Genomic DNA, 23,006 nt, shown 5'->3' with positions numbered 1-23,006 from the left:
CCGCGAGTGGCAGTCATATGGTTTGATATTGCAAACATATGACTGCCACTGGGCTGCGGGTGACGCTTGCTCTGATATCGGAGGTGCCAAGTATGTTTCGCGCTCCGTTAAACGACTATCGGTTGGGCTAACATGGGTCGCCGTGCTATTTCGATGACCCTTGCAGTGGTCTGCCTAGCTGTGCTCTTGGGCGCTATAGGGCTGCTTGCTATAAGTCGAGAAACATCCTATATGCAGGAATGCGCTTCCGAAGGGTTTGCCATTGATGGTTTCTATCGGGATGACAAAACGAGTCTGGAAATCCTTGCCTTTCATGAGGAGGATGGCTGTCGATGGCAACTGGTCAACAAAGACGGAAGCAGCGTTGACGGGCAGTTTAAGCGTACGGATGATCCCAACATCCTGATATTAAAGAAGGAAAACGGCGAAGAATTCGGTACGGTCCACGTGGCGTATATGTCACGTGGACGCGAGCAGGGCCAGCTCTATCTATCTAGAGATAGCAAAGTGACGCGATTTTATCTGGTGAGCACCAAACCTGCGTTTACGGTGGAGTCTGGCGATGTGGATCCGGACAGTTGATTCACGGCAATAAAACCGCGAGCGGGGCGCGGGTATGAACTGCACCCCGCTCTTTGTTCGTGTCCGTAGCACGTCTGCGCCTCGTCGTAGCTTGCATCCGTGCGGGCATTCATCCCGCGTCGGCATCACTTCACATCGAACTCCACGCGATCGAGCTCGGGCACATTGAGGTCGATGAGCTTGCGGGCGACATGACGGTCGTGTGCCCCAAGCGCCTCGCTTGTCGTCACGTGGGCGACAATCTCGCGCTCGACAAGGCCCTCCTTGTCGCCCTCGGTAGCCGAGGTCTCGACGGCGATGGTGTAATCCTTAAAGCCCGGAAGCACCGCGGCGAGCTCGCGCGTGGTTTCGGTGACGCCGTAGCCGTCCTGCACGCCGGCCTGCGCCGAGCCAATGGACCCCGCGGTCATAACGATGCAGGGGATGGCAAAGACTACCGTGCCCACAATGATGCGGCGGCGCACCTTGCGCGATAGCTCGTTGACCTCGGCGTTTTCTTTGGCAGTTACAATACCGTCGCCGTTCAGGTCGCGCTTGAGCGGCACGCGCAAAAGAAGCAGCACGGCTTCGGTAGCCAGTGCGATAAAGACCACGTTGATGCCAAACTCATAAAGCGCCGAGAGAAACAGCGACCCGCTCGCGATGGCAATGCCGTAACCCGCTGCGCATAGGGGCGGCATGAGCGCGGTCGCCACGGCTACGCCAGCAATGAGCGTCGAAGGCTCCTGATCGCGCGAGTTGCCCAGCCCGCCCGCAAAGCCGCCCGCGAGCGCGACGGCAAGGTCCCATACGGTGGGCGTCGAGTTGTCGATGATGGCGGCCGTGGTGGTGCCAAGGGGCGAGAGCTTAAAATATAGTGTGGACGTGACCAGGCAAAGGACCATCTGCAGCGCGAGGCCGGCAATGGCCTCGACGGTAATCTCGCGGTCGAGCGTAGCAATGCCGTATGCCATGGCAAGGACTGAGCCCATGAGCGGGCAGATGAGCATGGCGCCTACAATGGCGATGTCCGAGTCGATATCGAGGCCGATGCTCGCGATGAGCATGGCGATGATGAGGATGCACAGGTGAGAGCCGGTCAGCCGCGCCCCGTTTACAAAGCGCTTGCGAATCACGTGGTAGGGCGCGCGACCCTCGCGAATGTTGAATGCCTGCTTTAGAAAGCGGCTTGCGTTCTCCATGGCCTCGCTATGGGCGGGGCGGATGCCATGGCGCCGATGATGGCGCTCGCGCAGTCGCTTGATCTGTTGTTTGTCGAGCTCCATGTTTACCCCATTCTGGCACGGGCCGCATATCCCGCCCGTCGCCCTTACTCTACACCGTGGCGGGCGGGGTGCTAGTTGGATGCCGGCTGGCAGGGCGGATGACGTAAGAACAAGCGTACATGGCAAACTGGACGCTGCCTCATGAAAATATGATTTACGAACGCCCTCATATGTGTCGAAATTGTGATGTCATGAGGTGTTAGTTTCAAAAACTTCGCCGGTGACCAATGTTGCGCAACAGAATTCAAAAATCAGCTCCTACATTTTGATGCGTATGGATACATCCGTGTCAAAGGGAGAAAGCCATGGCAAACTACAGTCCACAACACTTTGAGCCTCGGGCAAAGGCCGTCAACGTCAAGGGCGTTGCTAACCATGCCGTCGCAACCGTTTTGACGGCGGGCCTCATCGCTCAGCCGCTCATGTCGCCGCTGGCGGCAATCGCCGCACCGTCAACCGATAACGGCGATTCTGTTCAGGGGGGGGTAGTTCTGTAGAGAACACCGTTGCCGCCGGTAACCAAGCGGTCGCAAAGACGGCTGCCCAGCTGGCGGAGGAGTCGGCAAAGCAGCTCAAGGACGCTCAGACGGCCTACGATGCCGCCCAGAAGAAGGTTGATGCCGCGGCTCAATCTCAGCAGCAGGCCCAGCAGCACAGAGACCATGCTACTAAGGCCCTGAGCGACAACACGGCCGAGCAGAACGCGGCAGAAGTCGCCGCGCTTCAGGAGAAGATCGACGAGCTTAAGGCGGCCGTCGACAAGGCCGAGCAACAGCAAAAGAAGCTGGGCGACCTGAACGACCAGCTCGATCAGGCCAATAAGAGGGTCGATGACAAGACCCAGGCGCTCAAGGATGCCAACACAAAGCGCGACGAAGCTAAGAAAGCCCTCGATGACGCCGAGGCCAAGCTCGAGGCCATGGGCATGGATAAATACGAGGCCGCCAAGAAGGCCGTCGAGGACGCGCGGGCAAAATTCGATGCAGCGAACGCCGATGTGAAGACTGCCGAGGGTGAGCTCGATGCCGCTAAGACCGCCGCCGCCAATGCTGAGCAGGCAAAGAGGGATGCCGAGTCTGCTCTGACATCCGCTCAGGCAAAGAAACAGCAGACCGCCGCTGCCCTCGCTACTGCAACCACCGCACGTGACAACGCCCAGCAGAAGCTGGATCAGGCGCAGGCCGCGCTCGATGCCGCTACTTCTGGCACGGGTGTCGATCTGGATGCGCTCGAGGCTGCTAAGAACACCGCCGCCAACGAGCTTGCTACCGCGCAGAGCGCCCTTGACGCCGCGACTGCTGCCGACGCTACCGCACAGTCAAATCTCAAAAACGCCCAGGCTGCCGTTCCTGCTGCTCAGGAGCGTGTCAACTCCGCCAATACTGCTGTGTCCTCCGCGCAGGCTGCATACGACGAGGCGAACGCGAAGCTCAGCGATGCGACCGGCAAGTACACCACCGCTAAGACCGCATACGAGCAAGCGCAGCAGACCGAGGGCGACAAGAAGGCCGAGTACGACCGGCTCGTCGAGGTTCGCAAGCAGAAGCACAGCGAGTGGGAGACGGCATGCGCCGCATCCGATACCGCCAAGAAGGCATACGATGCCGCGAACGCCGAGGTCGACAAGCTTAACCAGCAGATTGCCGACCTCAAGTCAAACATGACCGTAGACCAGAATGTCATCAGCCAGGGTATGTTCGGCTTCATGAACTACATCATCGGCGGCAGCCAGTTCACGGCCACGCAGAAAAAGAACGCCCAGGATGCCGTATCGACATTGACCGGCGCCGATGACAAGGCCGAATGGTATGACAAGTACGTCGATCAGGACATGTCTCGCGACACCAACCCGCTTTCCCTGGAGCAGATGCGCAACGCCCTGACATATCTCGACACCCAGAACAACCTCCGCAAGGCGAACGGTCAGTCGGCGCTCAGCGTCAGCCTCCGCATGACTGTGGCAGCCGCCCTTAATACATCATATTCATCGAACATCTGGGGACACTCGGGCTGTTACTGGGATAACGGTGAAAATCTTGCCGGCGGAGGCGGCGCATACACCGGTGGCGAGACCGAGGATACCCTCGGCTGGCCCTACACCGGCCTCTATACCCAGGAGAAGGAGGCATTCGATAAGTACGTCGCGCAGTATGGCGACGCACTTGGAAGCCATCGATATGATTCCTACTATATCTACCAGCACTACAACAGCATCTACCATGAGTGCGGGCACTATCTCAACATCATCGATGCCGGTATGAAGGCTATCGGCATCGCGACCGGTAGCGGTAAGAACACCGATTCCGAGGTAACCATCTTCGATTACAGCGCTGATGACACTCAGGCTGATTTCACTGTCTCCGAGTTCAAGAAGCTCGTCAACGACTACATCGATTCCGCCTACAACGCAGGCGGCACGCAGGAGCAGAAGGAACAGCTGAAGCAGCTTCAGGGCAAGCTCGCCCAGGCGCAGAAGACGCTGGGCACGGCCGATACGGCATATCTCGCCGCTCTCAATAATCAGAAGGACGCGCAAGACGCCTATACCGCGGCCGACACGGATATGAACACCGCCAAGGGCGAATACGAGAAGGCTCAGTCCGCTACTGCTGCCGCCAAGTCCGCCTATGACGCTGCCGAAGCCGAGCTTAAGGGCATCGATGTCATGACGCCTCAGGCCAAGCTCGATGCCGCCAAGAGCAAGGCGGCTACTGCCCAGGCGGCTCTCGATAAGGCAAATGCCACGTTGGCCGACAGCAAGACGAAGGCGGCAGAGGCCGCTGCTCGCAAGGCAAAGGCTCGCAGCGCCCGCGATGCCGCCAAGGCAAAGTCCGACAAGGCCAATAAGGCCTATGACGATGCCACCGCTTCGGTCAAGGACCTTACCGCCAAGCGTGATGCTGCCAAGACGGACCTTACGAACAAGCAGGGCGCCCTTGACAAGGCCAAGAAGGCCGACGACATCGCCCAGGATGGTGTAGACAAGGCCCAGGCCGCAGATGTCCAGGCCGCAACCGCTCTTTCGGACGCCAAGCAGGCAGTTGCCGCCAAGGCGCAGGCTGTGTCCGACGCGCAGGCCAAGGCCAAGGCTGCCGAGGGCGAGCTGGCCGGCACAAACAAGGCCTTCGAGCGCTTCGCCGGCGCCCAGAAGGCGGTCGACGACGCCAAGGCCGCCTATGACGCTGCCGTCGCCGGTGTCGCCGATGCCCAGAAACAGCTCGAGGCCGCCAACGAGGCCGTCGTCGATGCGAACCTCGAGATCGTCAAGGCCAAGGCCGAGCTTGCCAACGACGAGGCACTCAAGGCCGATCTTGAGGCCGTCGACCACAAGGCCTCCCTTGCCGCGGGCACGACGGGCAACGAGAAGTTGGTCAAGCTGAACGCCGCCTACGCTCGCTATAAGGCTGCCGTCGATGCCGCCGCTGGTCTCAAGGCTGCCCTGAGCGATGCCGATGCCAAGCTGTCCGACGCCAACGACGCCTATGCCGCCGCGCTTGCCGAGTTTGGCGATGCCAAGGATGCCCTTGCTGCCGCGCAGGCCGAGTACGACAAGTATCATCCCAAGGCTGAGCCGCAGGCCAAGCCTCAGGTTGCGCAGGCTGCCGCAAAGGCTCCTGTCGCCAAGGCCCCTGCCGCCAAGAAGAAGGCTGAGTCGGGAGCACTTGCCCAGACCGGTGATGACTCCGCGCTTGCGGGCGAGGTCTTCGTTATCGGCGGTATTACGCTCGTGGCCGCGGGCGTGACGCTGGGTGATCGTCGTCGCAAGCAGATGTAGCGTTTCGAGCGTAGATTCTGCAACGAACTTCGGTTCATAGCAGGACTGCCTCGATAGCCAAACGATAAGGCCGGCGCGCTGCGTATCACAGCACGCCGGCCTTTTTTTGCGTTGGTATCAAAAAGCCCGGTCGGCAGCCGCGAAAGCTATCGACCGGGCAAATCGTAGGCAATATAGTTGCTGCCGAGCAGCCGCTCAGCTTAGCCCAGCAGGCTCAAGCCCACGGAGACAAACGCCAGGATAACGCCGACGATGGACTCGCCGCCCAGCAGACCGCTGGCAACGACCAGGCCCTGCTCCTGGAAGGCAGCATCCTTGGCGGCCTTCTCCTCGTCCGAAAGACCGGCGGCGGCGTCGCGGCGTGCGGCCCACTTGTCGTAGGCGAGCTTGATGCAGGAGCCCAGGAAGGCCGTGAGCGACATGTAGAACGGCAGGTACACGCCCAGGCCGATCATCATGGCCGGAATGCCGAGCCAGTACATGACGATGCCGGCGATAAAGCCGCCTACGAACCACGGCACGCTCGGGATGCCCGAGACCATGGTGGCGACCACGCTTGCCTGCGCGGCCACAAAGCTCTTGTCGGGGCCAAAGGCGTCCGGACCATAGGCGGTGACGAGCGCGACCATGACAGCGGCAGCGACCAGGGCGCCCACGATGCCGCCGATGGCCTGGCCGACCCACTGCGCGCGCGGGTTGGTGCCCAGCACGGCGCCGGCCTTAAAGTCGTTCATGACATCGCCCGCAAGGCCGCACGCCACGGCAACGATGCCGGCGATAAAGAACAGCTTGACCTGCGTGAGCTGCGCGAAGGCTGCCACGATGAGCATGACGATGAGGCCAAAGATCTCCATGGGGTCGATACCCGTCTGACCGCAGCTCTGAGCGCTCATGATGGTGGTGACAAAGGTGAACAGCGTGACGATGACAGCCGGGACGGGACCGAGGTCGAGCGCGATGGCAACGATCACGGCGATGGCGGCGGTGCCCAGGCCGATGATGCCGGCGTCGAGCTTAAGGGAGCCCGAGATGAGCGACTGCTCGTCGGTGTCGCTGGAGCTGTCGGCGGCGAGGCCGCGGACGATACCTGCGACCTGCGGCAGGATGTCTTTAAGGACGACGGCGACGCCAAAGCCCATCATAAGGCCCATACCCAGGGACTTGACGACACCCTGCGCGGTCACAACATCGAAGAGGCCGGCAGCGGTACCGCCGACGATAATGCCAAAGTTGCCCAGCAGCGCGCCGGCAAACCAAAAGGCAACTGGGGCGAAGCCCACCAAAAAGCCGATGGACAGCAACATGGGCGAGTTGTAGATGCCAAAGGTCACGCCGGGGATATTGAGCGTGCACAGCATGCTGGGCACCACGCCCAGAGCGTCGCGCAGCACGCTGTAGATGCCTGCGATGGCCATGGAGCCAAAGAGCTGCTTGCCAGTCTTGCCGCCGGCCTCGGTGGCGCGCAGGGTCTGAGCTGCGGCGTTGCCGGTGGGGAACTCCAGCGCGGCGTCCACGATAAAGTGACGGTGGATGAGTGCCGTGGCCAGCAGACCCAGGATAGTGCCGGCGAGTGCCACGATAAACATGTCGAGCCAGCTGATCTGGTCGGCATAGCCCAACATCCAGGCGCCCGGGATGGTAAACGCCAGACCGCCGGCGACCATGGCGCCCGCGGACATGATGGTGTGGGTGACGTTGGCCTCGTTGAGGCTGGCGTTGCCCATGAGCTTCAGGAAGAACAGCGAAATGACGGCAGCGAAAATGATCGGCCAGGGGAGCGCACCCATCTTGAGGGCGGTATAGGCCGAGCTTGCCGTGATGATCATGCAGCCAAGGACGCCGATGACGACGCCGCGCAGCGTGAGTTGACCGCGCATCGAGGTGCGGTTCGAGGGATTGCTCATATAGAACTCCTTTGCGTATATCCGCTTCCCCCGGGAGCGCCGCTACGGATACGGCGCGGGAAGTCGGGTTACCAAGGGCCGCCGCGTGAGCTCGCGCGCGACCGCGCACCAGTATAGCCGCAAGCCAGTTCATTTGGGACGGGGCTTTTTTAGCTGCCCCAGGCTCGGCCAAAGGATGATTATTCTGGGACGGGGATATACTGCTGGGCAGACGAAAGGAGCGCCGACGATGCTTAATGGGTGCGCATATATATTGACGGTCGACGTGGGCAACACGTTCATTCGCTTTGGCCTGTTTGCAGAGGATTCGGCCGCGGCGCAGGAATGTCCGCTTGCGACGTGCGAGATCACGACGCCGTCCCGTATTACGGCCGACGAGGCGCGCATGCGACTTGTGCAGGTCATGGGCGCGCTCGCCGCCGATGCAGGTGTGCCCGGGGTGCTCGCACCCGCCGCGGCCGTGCTGAGCTGTGTGGTCCCGGCGCTCGAGCGCCCGTGGAAGGCGGCACTTTCCCGTACCTGCACGGGGCGCGTGCTCACGGTGGGGCCGGGACTTAAGACCGGCATGCCCGTGCACTACGACGATCCGGCCGAGATCGGCCCCGACCGCATCGCCGATGCAGTGGCGGCCCGCGCCGTCTACGGCTCGCCGTGCATCGTGATCGACCTGGGCACCACGACCAATATCGAGGTTATCGACGCGCGCGGCACCTTTGTCGGCGGCGTTATCGCGCCGGGGCTGGCGCTCGGCGCCCGTTCACTCTCGGCCGCTGCGGCGCGCCTGCCTCAGGTTGAGCCCTCGGCGCCGACTCACGTCATCGGCCGCAACACGCGTGAGGCCATGCGCTCGGGCGTGGTTTTGGGCGAGGTGGCCCGCATCGACGGCATGCTCGACATGGTGCTCGCCGAGATGCGCGCGACCAAGACCGCGGGGGAGGGCGATGTGCCCATCCTCATTACCGGCGACGATGCCAAGGCGCTTGCGGCCCTGGTCGGTCATAGCCTGACGGTCGATGACGCGTTGACACTGCGGGGTCTCGCCGAGCTCTACCACATCAACCAAAAGCCCCGCCGCGTGTAAAAGTGAGGGCGCCGGTGGGACAAACGCCCCCACCTTCCACCTGCTACAATGGGTCAGACTATTGCGATTTCGGAGGTGTCTGCCATGTCGGACGATCTTCATCAAACCGCGTCGGGCAAGCGCCGCGACGTTATTAGCTGGGATGAGTTCTTTATGAGTGTGGCTATCGCCGCGCAGCGCCGCAGCAAGGACCCCAACACGCAGGTGGGCGCGTGCATCGCCAGCACCAACCACCGCATTCTTTCGGTGGGCTACAACGGTACGCCCTCGGCGCTCAACGACGACTTTTTCCCGTGGGGAACGAGCGACGACCCGTTGCAGGATAAGCACAACTACGTGGTGCATGCCGAGGCAAACGCCGTGCTCAACTACCGCGGCTCGCTCAAAGACCTCGAGGGTTCCACGGTCTACGTCACGCTGTTCCCGTGCCACGACTGTGCCAAGATTCTGGCACAGGTAGGTGTAGGCGAGGTCGTCTACCTGGACAACAAGTATGCCGATACCGACGACGGCCGTATCAGCCGTCGAATCCTCGACTCCTGCGGCATCAGCTACCGCCAGGTTATCGTCGATGTCCAGATTGGTACCGGGGGACAGGCTCGGCAGTAGCGCGTGGCAACGCCAGCTGGCAACAAAAGGCAGCTAAAAGAGCCCCGTCCCAAATTGACTGCCAAATTGACTGCTCGTGAAAGTCGCGTCTGCGCGCATGGACGGCTCGTGAGCGGGTACATGGCTGTAGTAACATAGCTTCTGTCCGCGGGCGCGCCCGCGTTATTGTGAGAAAGGAGCCCCTGTGGCTGTTAACGAAGAGCTGCTTAAGAAGGTTCTTGAAGAGATTCGCCCCAACCTGCAGGCCGACGGCGGCGATATGGAGTATGTGGGCGTCGACGACGAGGGCGTCGTCAAGCTGGAACTGCAGGGCTCCTGCGCCGGCTGCCCCATGAGCTCGCTGACCCTGTCCATGGGCATCGAGCGCATCCTGAAGGAGCATGTGCCCGGCGTTACCCGCGTCGAGCAGGTCAATGCCTCCGGTGAGGCCGACGACCTGTACGACGAGTACGCGCCGTTCTAAGATGCGAAGGCTGCGGACGACATACTCCGCATAGACGTTACGTCCAAATATGCGGCTGCGAGCGCAAGGCCCGCGGCCGCATTTGTATGTAGGGAGTAGGAGGGTCGACATGCTCAACGACTTCTACCATATGCTTGATCCTGTCGCGATTTCGGCGGGGCCCATCACGATTTACTGGTATGGTCTGGCCTATGTGGTCGGCGCCCTGCTCACGGCGGTCGTCATGTACCGCACGCAGCGTCGCTGGGGCTTTAACATCACGATTGACGACCTGACGAGTGTCGTGGTCGGCGTGGTCTTTGGCCTCATTATCGGTGCGCGCCTGTTCTACGTCGTCTTTTACGGCGATGGCTACTATTGGACCCACCCGCTCGAGATCTTTGCCACTAACGAGGGCGGCATGAGCTTCCATGGCGGCTTGGTGGGCGGCATTATCGGCGGCATCATCGTGTGCCGCATGTATAAGCTCGACGCATGGACTTTGGCAGACCTTGCCGTCATAGGCGCCCCGCTGGCCCTGTGCCTGGGCCGTTGTGCCAACTTTGTCAACGGTGAGCTGTGGGGCAAGCCGACCGACCTGCCTTGGGGTGTTGTCTTTGGCGGCACCGCGGGCGATATGCCGCGTCATCCCTCCCAGCTCTACGAGGCATTTCTTGAGGGCATCGTGCTCTTTTGCATTCTGCAGGTGCTCAGCCGCAAAAAGCCGCTGCTGCCCCAGGGCACGTTTATGGGCGTGTTCGTGATGGGGTACGGCATCGTCCGCTTTCTCGTTGAGTTCGTGCGCGTGCCCGATGCCCAGCTGGGCTATCTGCTGGGCGGCGTCATCACCATGGGCCAGTTGCTGAGTTTGCCGCTCGTGATCGCCGGTCTGGCGCTCATCATCTTCGCCCGACACCGCAATCGCCCCCAGCGCATCTACCTGGATGCCTAACCACCAAAACCATCAAAAGGGGACAGATACCTTTGTGGTGGTTCGCTGGGCAACGATGACAAAATCGTAACGTTTTCCCAGATAAAACCTGCCAAAATAAACCTGTCCCTTTTTGGCAGGTTTCTAGAAAGGCTTTCGGACTGTGAAGGATTCCGACCTCTCCACAACGGCTGCGCGCGACGCTGCCCGCATCGTTTGGTTTAAGCGCTACCCCGCCAAGCAGACGCTTATCGCATTTTTGCTCGCGCTGTTGACGACCACGGCGTTTTCCATCGATCCCGCCCCGGTGTCGAGCAATGCAGTCTTGGCGATTGACCCCAAAGCGACGGGTGCGCTGTACGTGTGCTACGAGGTGCTCCTCTCGTTTGCCGGCCATACCGACGCGGTCATGCTGCTTGCACTTGCCTGCCTGCTCACGCTGCCGTTTCGCTACGTATTCTTTGGCCGCGGCGACGCTTGGCGTCCCTCGGTGGTCCTTCCGTCGCTGTTCTTTGCCGTCTGCATGGTGTTTGGCCGCAGCTACGACCTCACCGATTCGGCCGAGATCGTGCTCGGCGACAAGGCGCGCATCATCTGCGCCTGGATCGGCGGTGTGGGCTGGATGCTCTTGGCGGTCGTTGCCTTCTACCTTGCCTTTGAGTGTCTAGATTGGCTGAGCTCTCGGCGCATTCCGTTTTCCGAAGCGCACTTTGGCCGCGTATGGCGTGTGGCTCACGCCGCGCTCTCGGTCCATCCCTTTGCCGGGCCCTTTCTGGTGCTTATGATCGCCTGGGCGCCCACGCTCATCGCTTCGCTGCCCGGCCTTTTTATGGGAGATACGGGTGCGCAGATTCGCCAGTGGTTCAACTATCCCAACGGCACAAGTGACTATCTGCGTCTGCTCAATCCTAATGTGTTGCTCAACGGTCATCACCCCGTGGTGCACACGGCTATCATCGGTTCGTGCGTCCAGCTGGGGCTTTCACTGTTCAACAGCGCCAATGCAGGTCTTGCCATCTACACCTGCACTCAGTTCGTCATTACGGCCGCCTGCATGGCCTATTCCATCTCGTCGCTGCGCAAGCTGGGCGTGAGCCTGCCGGTCCGCGGCGTGACCTTGCTGTTCTTTGTGTTTATGCCCATGTTCTCCAACTACGCGGCACTGCTTACCAAAGACGTGCTCTTTGCCGACGCATTTTTGGTTTTGCTCGTGCAAACCGTGAAGCTCGTTGCCTGCGGCCTGCCCCGTCGCTATGCCAATGCCGAGCGTGCGGGCGATCCCAGGCCCGTGCTCTTTGCGCGCCATGACTGGCTGCTGCTCGCTCTGGGCGCCCTGGGTTCCACGTTTCTGCGCAACGGCGGCCTGGTGTTTCCCCTGGCAGCATGCATAATCGCGGCGGCGTTTTGCGCATGGGACGCGCATGTGGCCCATCGGGCAGACAAGCAGGCTGGCACTGCGCCTTCGGGCGCCATCCCGCGTTTCCGCTGGGTGGGAGTTCTTGCGGTGCTTGCACTCTGCCTTGCCTCTAATATGTACTTCACTAAGGTCTTTATGCCGGCACACGACATCACGCCTGGTTCCAAGCGCGAAATCCTCTCGATTCCGTTCCAGCAGACGGCTCGTTTCGTCCAAAAGCACGACGGCCTCAACTCGGGCGTCAACCCCACGGTTAAGGAGGACGGCACCATCGTGGAGGCTCCTTGCGACGGCTTGGTGACCGATGAGGAGCGTTCCGTGATCGACCGGGTACTCAAGTACGACAATCTGGGCCACCGTTACGACCCGGATAAGTCGGACGCCGTCAAAAATTGCTTTAACGAGTACGCCTCGCAGGAGGACATCAAGGCCTATTTTGAGGTGTGGGCCCAGATGTTCAAAAAGGATCCCGAGTGCTATATCTCGGCGCTCATCAATAACTACTACGGCTACTTTTATCCGAGTGCCCGCGATGCGTGGGTCTACAGCACGGCGCGCAGTGCCGAGATTATGGCACGCCCCGATAATCTCAAGTACTTCGACTTCCATCCGGTCGATAGCAAGGTCGTGCGCTGGTGCGACCACCTGAGCAACCTGTATCGCGTGGCAGTACAACGCGTCCCGTTTATCTCGCTCACCATGAGCTCGGCCACCTATGTGTGGATCATGATCGCCGTGGTGGTCTATCTGTTACGTCGTCATTCGTGGCGCGGGCTGGCCATTTGGGTGCCGCTGCTGGGCGTGCTCGCCGTGTGCCTGATCGGTCCCTGCAACGGCTCGACCTACATGCGCTACCTGTATCCGGTCATCGTCTGCATGCCCTTTGCCATTGGCGCCACCATCACCCGCAGCGACCTCCTCTGGTCCTAATGTGGTGCAAAGGGGACAGGTTACTTGGCGCCAAGGGGTTGCATCATCACGACGCCTTCATTTTGGGGTTTATCTCGCAGGCCAGTAGGTATATCATAACGACGTTTGTTTATATTGCCCCGGCATCTGCGCTGGGCTTTAGGCCGAAACCGATAGGAGACACGTATGTCCGGACACTCTAAGTGGGCCACAACCAAGCATCGTAAGGGCGCGCAGGACGCCAAGCGTTCCGCCCTCTTCTCCAAGCTGAGCCGCAACATCACCGTTGCTGCCCGTCTCGGCGGTGACCCGCTGCCCGAGAACAACGCCAGCCTCGCCGCTGCCGTTGCCAAGGCCAAAGCTCAGTCCATGCCCAAGGACAAGATTAAGTCCGCTATCGACAAGGCCTTCGGTTCGGGTGCCGACGCCGCCGTCTACGAGAACATCGTGTACGAGGGCTATGGTCCTGCCGGCGTTGCCGTCTACGTCGACTGCCTGACCGATAACCGCAACCGTACCGCCGCCGATGTCCGTTCCGCCTTCTCCCACGCTGGCGGCAACCTGGGCACCTCCGGCTCCGTCGCCTTCCAGTTTGAGCGCAAGGGCCAGATCGTCGTCGCCAAGGAGATCCTGGACGAGAACGCCAAGAAGGAGATCATGATCGCCAACGGTGCTGCCGGTGACGAGGATGAGTTCATGATGGCCATCGCCGAGGCCGGCGGCGAGGACTACGAGGACGCCGGCGAGGAGTGGATCGTCTGGACCGCCGCCAATGACGTCATGGCTGTTTCCAAGGCGCTCGAGGAGCAGGGCGTCCAGGTCAAGGGCTCCGAGACCACCATGGTCCCGACCACCCCGACCGAGGTCTCCGGCGCCGACGCCAAGAAGGTTCAGCGCCTCATCGACCGTCTCGAGGAGCTCGACGACGTCCAGGATGTTTACAGCACCATGGACATGACCGACGAGGTCATCGCTGCCCTCGAGGAGGAGTAGCGCCTGCACGGGTTAAGCCGTGCATATCTGGGCATAATGATGCGAGCATGCAAGTCTCGTGGAATAGATGAGCCGGATCCGCGTGCGTACAGCACCGGACCCGGCTCTTTTATAATGATGCGAATCGTTTTGCATTCTGTGGACCGAAACCTGAAGGGAGCGCGCGTGCGCGTACTCAAACGAGCCCTAGCGATTGTGTATCTTGCCGCCGCCATCGTGGCGCTGGGCACGCTTATCTGCCAGTTTTGGGGGCCATACACCTATCGCTTTATGCTGCTGATGCGCGATGCTGCGCCGCGTATCGTTGTTACGGCGTGCGGTGGTGTCGTGGCGCTCGGCGTGCTCGTGGGTTTCTTCCGCCTGATGTTTGCTCGTCGCGAGCCGTCCTGCGTGCATCCGGCGGGGGAGCGCAATATCGAGGTCACGCTCGCGGCCCTCTCCTCGTGTGCTCGTGCTGCGGCAGAGCGCGACGACCGTGTGATGATCGAGCATGTCGAGGCACGCGTGCAGGGTTCCGACGAATCGCGCGTCCGTTTTAAGGTCGACGCCATCGCGCTCGATGATAAAGACGTCGCTTCCCTTGCCACCTCGATGCAGCAGCGCATCGAGAAGGCCTGCGACACCATGCTCGGCACGCCGGGCACGACCGCGCGCGTCCGTTTTTTGCCGTCCAAGACTACCGTCCAGACCGTGGAGGTTTCCGGTGAGTGATACCAACCAAGACAAGACCGCCCGCACGCCGCGCTTGACGATCGACCAGAACGCTACGCCGGCAGGCGAGTCCGCCGACCCCAAGCCCGAGGCCGGCGAGCAGCACGACAGCGCCGCCAACGACTTTGACGAGGCCATGGGTCTCATCAAAGGCACGGGTGCTGCCATCTGGAGCTACGCCGTACGCCATCCCAACACCACGCTCGGCGCCGTTGCTGGCTTTATCCTCGCCGTGCTGGTGCTTACGCTGGGCCTGTGGGATACGCTCGTCATCGCGTTCTTTGTGCTCATCGGTGCCGTGATTGGCCAGATTCGTGATGGCGAAAACGGCATCGTCAACTTCTTCGGGCGCCTGTTTAGCGGCCGTTAATACGTATTCGACTGTCGCATCCGCGGCAGGCATAAGGAGGAACCATGGCTTTTAACACGAAGGTCGATGTAGCCGAGACCGAGCTCGAGGCGAACGAGGCCATCGCCGATGCTGGGGACGTGACGCTCGAGGACGAGGCACTCGTCGAGGCCGAGTCCGATGCGGACGAGGACAACGAGGAGATGGACGAGGGGGCGGACGAGTCCGAGGACTCGCTGACCTATTCCAACGGCGTGATCGAGAAGATCGTCGCCATGGCCACCCGCGAGGTGCCGCACGTTCTGGGCATGAAGGGTAACCTTATGCACTTTGTGCAGGAACAGTTTGGTGCCGAGAACCTGACCAAGGGCGTGACGGTCGAGGTCACCGACGACAACCGCGTGGTCGTCAACATTTCGGTCATCATCGAGTACGGTGCCTATGCGCCCGCAATTTTCGACGACGTTAAGGCACGCGTCACCGAGCGCTTGGCTGCAATGACCGGCCTTGAGGTGGCAGGCGTCAACCTGCGCATTGAGGATGTCATCACCCCCGAGGAGTACGAGCACCGCACCAACCAGCATGAGTAACCTACTAAAAAGGGACAGGTTTATTTTGGCAGGTTTTATCTGCGGAAATACTAAACGGTCGGCCGCACGGATGCATGTGCGGCCGACCGTTATTTGTATGCCCCCGATGCAGGCATACCGCTCATCTAACTAGGGGTTGCAATCGCTGCGTTCCGCGTTACCCTAATGGGCGCATTGTTTCCACATTGCTAACGAGGGGTTGCCGTAATGGCCGACGAACACGAAACAGAAAGCGAGGCATGGGCGATTGAGGCCGCCGCGACAGAGGCGGCATCGCGTGCAGCCGAGGAGGTGCATCGTCCTCCCGTGGTGCCGATGGAGTGTGTGGTCGATCGCGCCGATATCGAGCGTGGCGAGCGTGCCGGCCAAAAGCGCAGCCAGGAGCCAGGCTTCCCACGCTTTTTCGCCGAGCTCAACCTGGGCCTGATTCTCACGGCGTTCGCCATCGTGGCCTTTAAAACTCCCAACCACTTTGCCTTTGGCGGCACCTCGGGCGTGTCGGTTATCCTGTCCACGCTGTTTCCGACCCTGCCCGTCGGTGTCTTTATGTGGATCATCAACGCGGTCCTGGTCGTCTTGGGCTTCATCTTCTTGGACCGCAAGGCGATTCTTTGGAGCGTTTTTGCCTCGTTTGCGCTTTCTGCCTATGTCTCGCTGTTCGAGCTCTTCATTCCGACCGATGTCTCGATGACGGGCGATATGTGGCTCGACCTGTGCTTTGCCGTGATCCTACCGGCCCTCGGCAGTGCCATCGTCTTCGATATTGGCGCCTCCACGGGCGGCACAGACATCCTCGCCATGATCCTCAAACGCCGCACGACGCTCGAGATTGGCCGTGCGCTGCTGCTGGTCGATATCGGCATCGTGGCCATCGCGGCGTTCTTGTACGGCCCGCGCGTCGGTTTGTACTGCGTGCTCGGTCTGTTTGCCAAGACGCTCGTGGTCGATAAGGCTATCGAGGGTATTCACCTGCGCAAGGTCTGTACGATTATTTGCGCCGAACCGCTCAAAGTCGAGGAGTTTATCGTCAAGCATCTCAACCGCACGGCAACGATCAGCCGTGGCTACGGCGCCTTCTCGGGCAAGTGCGTCACGGTGATCATGAGCGTGCTGAGCCGTCGCGAGGCCGTGCAGCTGCGCCGCTATGTCCGCGAGATCGACCCGGGCTCGTTCATCACGATCGTCGACAGTTCCGAGATTGTCGGTAAGGGCTTCCGCGGTACGAATTAGCGGTCGGCTCACTTTAAACTGCTGCGACAGACCCTTTACATTGCCTCATGGCCATTCGGGCACATTTGTCCTCATGTTGGGCGATAATGGTGCAAAACATTGGTTCCGATTTGAGGATTGGCTCAAGATACGAAGGGATGATTTCGATGTTTTGTTCGCAGTGCGGCGCCCCCATGGGCGACAACGATAAGTTCTGCGGCGTGTGCGGTGCTCCCAGTACCGCGGCCCCTCGGGCTGCTGCCTCTGCTTCGCAGCCCCAGTTTCAGCCCCAGCCGTTCGTTGCGCCCCAGCCGGTCATGAACGTGCCCAAGGGCTGCATGACACAGGCTTTCAACGACATGATTAAGGTTCCCGGCGCCCTGGTTCGCGTGTGCCAGATCGCCTTTTTGCCGGCGCTCATCTGCGTCGTGTCGGTGCTGGTGCTGTTCATCCCCGTTACCGGTGGCATTGCGGCGGCCATTGGCTTTTTGCTCGCTTACGTGGCAAGCGTGTGCGGTGCCGGCTTTGCTATCGAGTGGGGTCGCGACCTGTCGCTCAAGGATGATGACGGTATGGAGCGTCCGCTGCTGCGCTCGACCTCGTTTGGACTAGGCATCTTCTCGTCTGTCATTACGGGCGTGCTCGAGTTCATCGCCGCTATCCCGGTGATTGGCGGGGTGCTCTCGGTGATTGAGAGCACCGGGATCGGTGCTGTCGGTTCGTATTATTTCTATGGTTCGAGCGGCCTTGAGAGCACCCTCATCGCCTCAATGGGGTGGCTCGTCTTTGCCCTGTTCGTCTCGTTTGTGCTGGGCATCTTCTTTAGGATGTTTGGCGATGCCGCTGTGATGCACTTTGCGGTCGCCGGCCGCATGGAGAGCGCGTTTTCGCTCAAGAAGGTTTGGAAGCCCTACAAGGCCAATTTGGGCAAGTTGTTCTGCGCCTCGATTCTTCCCGAGGTTTTGACGGGCATTGTTTCGAATATCATCATGGGGGTCTTCACCGTCATCTTTGGTTCCTTTGCAGCCCTTGGTCTCAGCAGCTATGGCTATTACGGCTATTACTCTCCTTCGGGCCTCGAGGCGATTTTTAGGGGCGGCGGCATCGTGCTCATCTTGTTCCTGATGATCACTGCCTTTGTCTCGGTGTTTTTCATTGTGTTTGGCAAGATGCTCAAGTATCGCGCCGTTGGCTATTGGGCGGCACGTCATGCCAGTGAGTGGGCCGACGAGGATTCCGACGATGTCCTGACGTTTGTGCTTCCGGGCGAGAAGAAGCCTACACCTGTGGGATTCAATCCTACGGCCGCCACTGGTACTGCGCCTACGCCTGCGCCCGCGCCTGCCCCGGCGCCCGCGCCTGCCCCGGCACCCGCCCCGGCACCGGAGCCCGAGGCCACGCCCACGGAGTCCGATTGGGCCGCCGTCGCCACGCCGGCTGACGAGTCGGGCGAGGCTCCTGCGGACGAAAACAATCAAACCGAATAGTCGGTCGAGGCGCCCTGGGCAACTGAACCCGGGGTGCCTTTTTCTACGGCGAAAGCAAGAAAATGCCTGGAAAACGGTTGCGGCAATATTTCTCGGAAATTGATCAATGTTGCGTAACAACGTCGCGGCTATTGTTGAGAACATAGACGTGTAAGGTTTGAAGGCGTGCGACGCCTTAGGAAAAGGAGAAGTTGATGTTCTGTCCCACTTGCGGCTCTCCCATTTCGGATGATGCCAAATTCTGCCCTGTTTGCGGATCCGCCGTTGGTGCCGCTTCTGCCGCTGCGGCCCCGCAGCCCCAGCCCGCTCCGGCCCAGACTATTCAGCCCGCGCCCCAGCCTCAGCAGCAGTACACCGGTCAGTACGCCCAACAGTCCGCATCCGCTCCGATGGGCTATGGCCCCGTCAAGGCTGACCGCAGCCTGATCGGCTGGCTGCTGCTCTCTCTTGTGACCTGCGGTATCTATTCGTTCTACTTCCTGTATTGCTTGGCCCGCGACATCAATGTCATGTGCCAGGACGACGGCGATTCCACGCCGGGTCTGGCGGCATTCATCTTGCTGTCATTTGTGACCTGCGGCTTCTACGCGTACTACTGGTATTACAAGATTGGCAACCGCCTGCAGGCCAACGCTCCTCGCTACGGCCTGGTGTTCCAGGAAAACGGCACCACCGTTCTTCTGTGGCAGATCATCGGCGTGCTGCTGTGCGGTCTTGGCCCCATCTTTGCCATGAACATCATCATCAATAATACCAATGCCATGGCAACGGCTTACAACATCCGTCTTGGCGCTCATGCCTAACAATAAAGGCGGCGTGAACAGCTCCCAGGGACATAAGGGCACGGCGGAGCTCCTTCGCCGCGCCCTTTCTTACACCGGCGCGCTCTTTGTCGCCTGGCTCGCGCTCTACCTGCTCGACATCGGCTGCATCTTTCGATTGATGACGGGCATTCCTTGTCCGGGATGCGGTATGACGAGGGCGTGGCTGGCGGCGCTGCGCCTCGATTTTGCGGCGGCCTTTGCCTACCATCCGCTGTTTTGGGTGGTGCCGATTGCGTTTGTGCTCGCGTTCGTGCGCGAGGAGGTGGCATCGAGCAAACGAAAGCGTGGTATCGACATTGCGGTCACCGTGCTGTGCGTGCTGGTCATCGCCGTGTGGATTGTGCGCCTTATCAACCCGGCAGACGCGGGCCTGCTCTTTGGTGGTCACGCACCTGCTGGAGTTCCCACCGATATCATCCACCTCGAACAACCGCGATGGCTCTGCCATTTGGGGGCAGGGTTGAAATGGTAGAAATAGCGTTTGACAAATAATGAGAGGGCGGATGCTCGTTCCAACATCCGCCCTCTCATTATTTTGAATGGGTGTTTAAAGCATCGTGCAGGTTACGCGTTAGGCTTTTCTTCGTTGCGAGCGGCAGCCCGCGCATCATGGATGCCCTTAATCGCAGCATGGCGGGCGGTGCGGGCATCGTGCATGGCGTCGCGCGCCTCAGCGGCCGTTGCCTTGGCAGAGCGCAGTTTGGCGGCCAAGTCGGGGTTGGTTTCGGCAACCGCGGTGATCGTGGGGCCGTCGAGCTCCTCTTGCGTGGGCTCGACCAAAAAGTCGATGGCATACTGGGCGGCTACCATGGAACCCTTGGCGAGCACACTCTCGTCGATCTTGTAGAAACAGGAGTGCTGGGCATAGGTGGCGCCGATCTGGGGATTGCGCGTACCGACAAAGGCGAGCACGCCCGGTACGCGGCGCAGGTACTCCGAGAAGTCCTCGCCCGAAAGCGTGCCACGGTAATGGCCTTCGCCGGCCGCACCCAGGCACTTGACCACGGCCTGACGACAACGCTCGCTCGAGGCGACGTCGTTTTCGACCTTATAGTTGGCGATGGTGTAGTCGGTAAGTTCGGCCTCGGCGCCCAGGGCCGCCGCAGTGTGCTCCACGATGCGGCGCATGAGCTCGGGCATTTCCTCGTGCGTCGAATCGCCATAGGTACGCACCGTGCCGGCGAGGTAGGCTGTGCCGGCGATGACGTTGCGTGCGGTGCCGCCGTGCAGCTCGCCGACAGTGATGACAGCAGGCTCGTAGGGGCTGATTTCGCGTGAGACGATGGTCTGCAGGGCGTTGACAATCTCTGCCGCCACCATAACGGCGTCGTGGCCGCGCTGGGGCATGGCGCCGTGGCATGAGGTACCGCGAACGTCGATGCGGAACCAGTCGGTATTGGCCATGCGCGGGCCGGGCTCGCAGCTCACGGTGCCGGCGTCGACCTCGCTCCAGATGTGCGCGGCGTAGGCGCCGTCGACGCCGTCGAGCACACCCGTGCCGATCATGAGTTTTGCGCCCTGGCCGTTTTCTTCACTGGGCTGGAAGACGATGCGGATCTCGCCGTGGATGTCGTCGGTCATATGGCGCAGGATCTGCAGCGTGCCGAGCATCATGGCGATATGGCAGTCGTGACCGCAGGCGTGCATGCAACCCTCATTGACGCTGGCGAACTCCTCGCCGGTCTGCTCGGTGACGGGCAGGGCGTCGATATCGGCGCGCAGCAGGATACGGCGGCGCGGCGTGCCGTCCTCGCGATAGGCGTCGGGCGCGGTGCCGCGAAGCGTTGCCACCAAGCCTGTCTTGAGCGGACGCTCGTAGGGGATATTCATGGCGTCGAGCTGGTTGGCGATGTCGGAGGTCGTTCGCTCCTCGGCAAGGCTCAGCTCCGGGTGCTTGTGGAAGTGCCGGCGCTGCTTGATGATATAGGGTTCAAACTCGACGGCGATATCCCGGATGGCTGCGGTGACGTCATCTGCCGCGCGAACTTCGGTTGCCGCCATAATCTGCTGTGCCTTGGTCTTCGTCATAGTCGATTTGCTCCTTGCTAGCTCGATCGCAAAATCGTACAGGCTCTCTCCAGTATGCCACCTGCCACTTGGCGTGGCAAAGGTGCCGTTTGCCGCTTGGGGTTTTGTAACAGGAGTGGGGGAGTACACTCGGGGGTGTTGAATTTCCTGCCAGAGATGGGGATGCCCATGCAGCATATCGTTCGGATTATCCGATCCAAGAATGTTTTTACCGCGCAAGATGGCATCGATGCCGCCCGCGAACTGGCGATTGCCATTGCAGGCGATCGCATCGTTGCGATCGGCGCGCCTGATGACGTGATTGCCGCCGCCCCTGCCACCACGCCGATTGTCGACTACGGCGAGCAGTTTGTCTGCCCCGGTTTCCACGATGCGCACCTGCATTTCTTCCATACTTCGGTTGGCTCCTCGCCGTACATGCTCATGGATATGGGCACGTCAGAGGCGGCGCTGGTGCAGCACGCGCTTGAGTTTTCTCAGGGCCTGCCCGACGACGCCTGGGTCGTGACGCAGGGCTGGCGCGATTACCGTTGGGATCCGCCCGAGCACCCCACCAAGGCGTCGCTCGATGCTGCTTTTCCCGATCGCCCCTGTGTTATGTATTCGGGCGATGGGCATACCCTGTGGCTCAACAGCCGCGCGCTCGAAGCCCTCGGCGTGACGCGCGACAGCGAGCCTCCGGCGGGTGGCAGTTACGACAAAGACTCAAACGGTGAGCTTACGGGTATTGTCCACGAGGCAGCTGCTATGCAGCTGCTGCCGCGCTGCCTGGAGTGGCTGGGCGAGGACCGCATCGCGAGCGCTTACGCCGACCAGATGAAGCGTATGGCCGAGCAAGGCATCACCTCAATCTGCGATATGTCGCTCATGCCCATGCCGGGCTGCGATTTTATTCGCGACGATGTTTACGACAAGTTGCAGGCCGCCGGCAAGCTGGGCATTCGCGCTCACCTGTTCCCCACGCTGCTGGATGACCAATCGCGCTTGGAAGAACTCCAGACCCGCTACGCGAACAACACGCTGCTCTCGGCACCTGGTTTTAAACAATTCTTCGATGGTGTGTCGAGTGCACACACGGCATATCTCACCGAGCCGTATACCAATCCGCGCTTCCCGGGTGACCGGGGCCGTCTGACGGTTCCTGTCGAGCGCATGCGCAAGTTGGTTCTGGCGGCAGCCGAGCGTGGCCACACCGTGCGCATCCACGTTATCGGCGACGGTGCCATCCATGCTGCGCTCGATATTTTTGAGGAGGCGGCAGAGCTCTACGGTCTGCCCCCGCACGGTCATAACACGCTCGAGCATCTGGAGAATTTGCTGCCTCAGGACATCGACCGTCTGCACAAGCTCAATATCATTGCCTCGAGCCAGCCCTGCCACATCACGCTCGACCCGGGTGGCCCGGAGCGCGATCTGGGCCTGGGGCGCAGCCGCATCATGTGGCCGTTTGCGACCTATAAGCAGCGCGGCATCCGCCAAGCTTTCGGTACCGATAGCCCCATCACAGCCGTTACCAGCATGAACGTGTTCTACACGGCCATCACGCGCCAAGACCCTCGCAGCCACTGGCCTGAGGGCGGCTGGCTCCCCAGCGAACGCATTGACGCGGCTACAGCTCTGCGCAACTACACCCTGGGCAGCGCCTACGCGGCAGGCGACGAGCGAAACCTCGGCAGCCTGGAGCCCGGCAAATACGCCGATCTGGTAGTCCTGGATCAAAACCCGCTCACCGTTGCCCCACAAGAGCTCCAGGCTACCAAGGTTCAGGCCACCTACCTGGCAGGTAACTTAATCTACGAGCGCTAACCCCATCCGCATCGCCATTTTGCTGCACTGACTTTTCTGAATGCCGGGCCCGAATTAGTCAACCTGGCTCCCGGGGCGGACCGGAGGGCATGAA

At 60.9% G+C, this 23,006-nt stretch carries 21 protein-coding genes; 17 read left to right on the top strand and 4 right to left on the bottom strand.

The window, feature by feature from the left end; genetic code table 11:
* The first annotated feature begins 132 nt into the window (after positions 1–132).
* Positions 133–582: a hypothetical protein gene (locus SFLMC1_RS08490; protein WP_152073362.1), complete on the top strand. Its 450-nt coding sequence runs from the start codon at positions 133–135 to the stop codon at positions 580–582.
* Positions 583–707: 125 nt separating this feature from the next.
* Here the strand turns inward: SFLMC1_RS08490 and SFLMC1_RS08485 are convergent, their stop codons facing one another.
* On the bottom strand, positions 708–1,847 hold the full coding sequence (locus SFLMC1_RS08485; protein WP_152073363.1) for a DUF389 domain-containing protein: 1,140 nt from the start codon (positions 1,845–1,847) through the stop codon (positions 708–710).
* Between the two features lie 305 nt (positions 1,848–2,152).
* Here SFLMC1_RS08485 and SFLMC1_RS08480 point away from each other — a divergent pair, with 305 nt between their 5' ends.
* Positions 2,153–2,344: a hypothetical protein gene (locus SFLMC1_RS08480; RefSeq protein WP_152073364.1), complete on the top strand. Its 192-nt coding sequence runs from the start codon at positions 2,153–2,155 to the stop codon at positions 2,342–2,344.
* On the opposite strand, the gene SFLMC1_RS08475 is transcribed toward SFLMC1_RS08480, so the two are convergent.
* Positions 2,323–2,625 carry a hypothetical protein gene (locus SFLMC1_RS08475; RefSeq protein ID WP_152073365.1) on the bottom strand — a complete coding sequence of 101 codons (303 nt, stop codon included), beginning with the start codon at positions 2,623–2,625 and terminating at the stop codon, positions 2,323–2,325. The genes SFLMC1_RS08480 and SFLMC1_RS08475 overlap by 22 nt on opposite strands.
* A gap of 147 nt (positions 2,626–2,772) precedes the next feature.
* On the opposite strand from SFLMC1_RS08475, the gene SFLMC1_RS08470 reads away from it, so the two are divergent.
* Positions 2,773–5,622 (top strand): CAP domain-containing protein, encoded by a 2,850-nt coding sequence (locus tag SFLMC1_RS08470; protein ID WP_187323921.1) that lies wholly within the window; start codon positions 2,773–2,775, stop codon positions 5,620–5,622.
* 200 nt (positions 5,623–5,822) lie between these two features.
* Here SFLMC1_RS08470 and SFLMC1_RS08465 read toward each other — a convergent pair whose 3' ends face one another.
* Entirely contained in the window at positions 5,823–7,526 is a 1,704-nt protein-coding gene (locus SFLMC1_RS08465; protein ID WP_152073367.1) for an OPT/YSL family transporter, read from the bottom strand.
* A gap of 229 nt (positions 7,527–7,755) precedes the next feature.
* On the opposite strand from SFLMC1_RS08465, the gene SFLMC1_RS08460 reads away from it, so the two are divergent.
* From SFLMC1_RS08460 to SFLMC1_RS08400, 13 genes are all read left to right on the top strand, one after another.
* Entirely contained in the window at positions 7,756–8,607 is an 852-nt protein-coding gene (locus SFLMC1_RS08460; protein WP_152073368.1) for a type III pantothenate kinase, read from the top strand.
* Between the two features lie 84 nt (positions 8,608–8,691).
* Positions 8,692–9,216 carry a deoxycytidylate deaminase gene (locus tag SFLMC1_RS08455; RefSeq protein ID WP_117584124.1) on the top strand — a complete coding sequence of 175 codons (525 nt, stop codon included), beginning with the start codon at positions 8,692–8,694 and terminating at the stop codon, positions 9,214–9,216.
* Positions 9,217–9,400: 184 nt separating this feature from the next.
* The gene (locus tag SFLMC1_RS08450) at positions 9,401–9,679 is read left to right on the top strand and encodes a NifU family protein (protein ID WP_118377469.1); all 279 of its coding nucleotides are present in this window, start codon (positions 9,401–9,403) and stop codon (positions 9,677–9,679) included.
* Positions 9,680–9,788: 109 nt separating this feature from the next.
* Positions 9,789–10,610, top strand: coding sequence for a prolipoprotein diacylglyceryl transferase (gene lgt / locus SFLMC1_RS08445; RefSeq protein WP_152073369.1), 822 nt, complete (start codon positions 9,789–9,791; stop codon positions 10,608–10,610).
* Between the two features lie 142 nt (positions 10,611–10,752).
* Positions 10,753–12,936, top strand: a complete 2,184-nt coding sequence (locus SFLMC1_RS08440) for a DUF6020 family protein (RefSeq protein ID WP_226814197.1) — start codon at positions 10,753–10,755, stop codon at positions 12,934–12,936.
* Positions 12,937–13,101: 165 nt separating this feature from the next.
* Positions 13,102–13,908: a YebC/PmpR family DNA-binding transcriptional regulator gene (locus tag SFLMC1_RS08435; RefSeq protein WP_152073370.1), complete on the top strand. Its 807-nt coding sequence runs from the start codon at positions 13,102–13,104 to the stop codon at positions 13,906–13,908.
* 165 nt (positions 13,909–14,073) lie between these two features.
* Complete coding sequence (locus SFLMC1_RS08430; protein ID WP_187323920.1) at positions 14,074–14,619, top strand: hypothetical protein; 546 nt, start codon at positions 14,074–14,076, stop codon at positions 14,617–14,619.
* Positions 14,612–14,989, top strand: coding sequence for a DUF2273 domain-containing protein (locus SFLMC1_RS11330; protein WP_226814198.1), 378 nt, complete (start codon positions 14,612–14,614; stop codon positions 14,987–14,989). The genes SFLMC1_RS08430 and SFLMC1_RS11330 overlap by 8 nt, the downstream gene beginning before the upstream one ends.
* A gap of 44 nt (positions 14,990–15,033) precedes the next feature.
* On the top strand, positions 15,034–15,558 hold the full coding sequence (locus SFLMC1_RS08420) for an Asp23/Gls24 family envelope stress response protein (protein WP_152073371.1): 525 nt from the start codon (positions 15,034–15,036) through the stop codon (positions 15,556–15,558).
* A 207-nt stretch (positions 15,559–15,765) separates the two neighbouring features.
* The gene (locus SFLMC1_RS08415) at positions 15,766–16,788 is read left to right on the top strand and encodes a YitT family protein (protein ID WP_152073372.1); all 1,023 of its coding nucleotides are present in this window, start codon (positions 15,766–15,768) and stop codon (positions 16,786–16,788) included.
* Positions 16,789–16,934: 146 nt separating this feature from the next.
* Entirely contained in the window at positions 16,935–18,254 is a 1,320-nt protein-coding gene (locus tag SFLMC1_RS08410; protein ID WP_187323919.1) for a zinc-ribbon domain-containing protein, read from the top strand.
* Between the two features lie 194 nt (positions 18,255–18,448).
* Positions 18,449–19,057, top strand: a complete 609-nt coding sequence (locus SFLMC1_RS08405; protein ID WP_152073374.1) for a DUF4234 domain-containing protein — start codon at positions 18,449–18,451, stop codon at positions 19,055–19,057.
* The gene (locus SFLMC1_RS08400; protein WP_152073375.1) at positions 19,050–19,550 is read left to right on the top strand and encodes a DUF2752 domain-containing protein; all 501 of its coding nucleotides are present in this window, start codon (positions 19,050–19,052) and stop codon (positions 19,548–19,550) included. The genes SFLMC1_RS08405 and SFLMC1_RS08400 overlap by 8 nt, the downstream gene beginning before the upstream one ends.
* Before the next feature lie 92 nt (positions 19,551–19,642).
* Here the strand turns inward: SFLMC1_RS08400 and SFLMC1_RS08395 are convergent, their stop codons facing one another.
* Positions 19,643–21,106, bottom strand: coding sequence for a M20 family metallopeptidase (locus SFLMC1_RS08395; RefSeq protein WP_152073376.1), 1,464 nt, complete (start codon positions 21,104–21,106; stop codon positions 19,643–19,645).
* Positions 21,107–21,274: 168 nt separating this feature from the next.
* On the opposite strand from SFLMC1_RS08395, the gene SFLMC1_RS08390 reads away from it, so the two are divergent.
* On the top strand, positions 21,275–22,912 hold the full coding sequence (locus SFLMC1_RS08390) for an amidohydrolase (protein WP_226814200.1): 1,638 nt from the start codon (positions 21,275–21,277) through the stop codon (positions 22,910–22,912).
* The last annotated feature ends 94 nt before the right edge of the window (positions 22,913–23,006 follow it).

The organism is Collinsella aerofaciens (genome assembly GCF_901212495.1).
Classification (GTDB): Bacteria; Actinomycetota; Coriobacteriia; order Coriobacteriales; family Coriobacteriaceae; genus Collinsella; species Collinsella aerofaciens_H.
Note: the sequence above shows the minus strand (reverse complement) of the source record. Positions and strands in the feature narration are given on the sequence as shown.

What these genes read in the sequence shown, in the direction of transcription:
- SFLMC1_RS08485 (WP_152073363.1), bottom strand. Translation starts at nt 1,847, where the DNA reads ATGGAGCTCGACAAACAACAGATCAAGCGACTGCGCGAGCGCCATCAT.
- SFLMC1_RS08410 (WP_187323919.1), top strand. Translation starts at nt 16,935, where the DNA reads ATGTTTTGTTCGCAGTGCGGCGCCCCCATGGGCGACAACGATAAGTTC.
- SFLMC1_RS08470 (WP_187323921.1), top strand. Translation starts at nt 2,773, where the DNA reads ATGGATAAATACGAGGCCGCCAAGAAGGCCGTCGAGGACGCGCGGGCA.
- SFLMC1_RS08390 (WP_226814200.1), top strand. Translation starts at nt 21,275, where the DNA reads ATGCAGCATATCGTTCGGATTATCCGATCCAAGAATGTTTTTACCGCG.
- SFLMC1_RS08415 (WP_152073372.1), top strand. Translation starts at nt 15,766, where the DNA reads ATGGCCGACGAACACGAAACAGAAAGCGAGGCATGGGCGATTGAGGCC.
- SFLMC1_RS08480 (WP_152073364.1), top strand. Translation starts at nt 2,153, where the DNA reads ATGGCAAACTACAGTCCACAACACTTTGAGCCTCGGGCAAAGGCCGTC.
- SFLMC1_RS08455 (WP_117584124.1), top strand. Translation starts at nt 8,692, where the DNA reads ATGTCGGACGATCTTCATCAAACCGCGTCGGGCAAGCGCCGCGACGTT.
- SFLMC1_RS08405 (WP_152073374.1), top strand. Translation starts at nt 18,449, where the DNA reads ATGTTCTGTCCCACTTGCGGCTCTCCCATTTCGGATGATGCCAAATTC.
- SFLMC1_RS08400 (WP_152073375.1), top strand. Translation starts at nt 19,050, where the DNA reads ATGCCTAACAATAAAGGCGGCGTGAACAGCTCCCAGGGACATAAGGGC.
- SFLMC1_RS08395 (WP_152073376.1), bottom strand. Translation starts at nt 21,106, where the DNA reads ATGACGAAGACCAAGGCACAGCAGATTATGGCGGCAACCGAAGTTCGC.
- SFLMC1_RS08420 (WP_152073371.1), top strand. Translation starts at nt 15,034, where the DNA reads ATGGCTTTTAACACGAAGGTCGATGTAGCCGAGACCGAGCTCGAGGCG.
- SFLMC1_RS08460 (WP_152073368.1), top strand. Translation starts at nt 7,756, where the DNA reads ATGCTTAATGGGTGCGCATATATATTGACGGTCGACGTGGGCAACACG.
- SFLMC1_RS08490 (WP_152073362.1), top strand. Translation starts at nt 133, where the DNA reads ATGGGTCGCCGTGCTATTTCGATGACCCTTGCAGTGGTCTGCCTAGCT.
- lgt (WP_152073369.1), top strand. Translation starts at nt 9,789, where the DNA reads ATGCTCAACGACTTCTACCATATGCTTGATCCTGTCGCGATTTCGGCG.
- SFLMC1_RS08465 (WP_152073367.1), bottom strand. Translation starts at nt 7,526, where the DNA reads ATGAGCAATCCCTCGAACCGCACCTCGATGCGCGGTCAACTCACGCTG.
- SFLMC1_RS08435 (WP_152073370.1), top strand. Translation starts at nt 13,102, where the DNA reads ATGTCCGGACACTCTAAGTGGGCCACAACCAAGCATCGTAAGGGCGCG.